Origin of the sequence: Mesorhizobium sp. M1A.T.Ca.IN.004.03.1.1 (assembly GCF_003997555.1) — a bacterium.
Lineage (GTDB): Bacteria > Pseudomonadota > Alphaproteobacteria > Rhizobiales > Rhizobiaceae > Mesorhizobium.
Genome location: NZ_RZTV01000836.1, coordinates 1 through 247, shown reverse-complemented (window position 1 = coordinate 247; position 247 = coordinate 1). Strand labels below are relative to the sequence as shown.

Genomic DNA, 247 nt, shown 5'->3' with positions numbered 1-247 from the left:
GGCTGAAGGTCGGCCGTGATCCCGCCCGTGGTGTCGTCGTGCCGCGCTGGGACGCGCCTGACGGCATCTCGCCGGCGCTGGTCAACTACATCGACAATAAGGGCTTCTCCGGCGAGGGCTGGACGGCGCTGTCCGCCACCGCGCTCAATCTTGCCGTCCGCGGTTACGTCAAACTCGAAGACCTGAAGAATTCGATCGTCATCCAAGGCACCGGCAAGCCGCTCGGCAAGGAGAAGTTCCAGGCCGG

General features: G+C 65.2%; 1 pseudogene. It reads left to right on the top strand.

The features are described 5' to 3' along the window. Nucleotides 1-247, top strand: a pseudogene (locus tag EOD29_RS34025) (DUF2207 domain-containing protein); the annotation flags it as partial.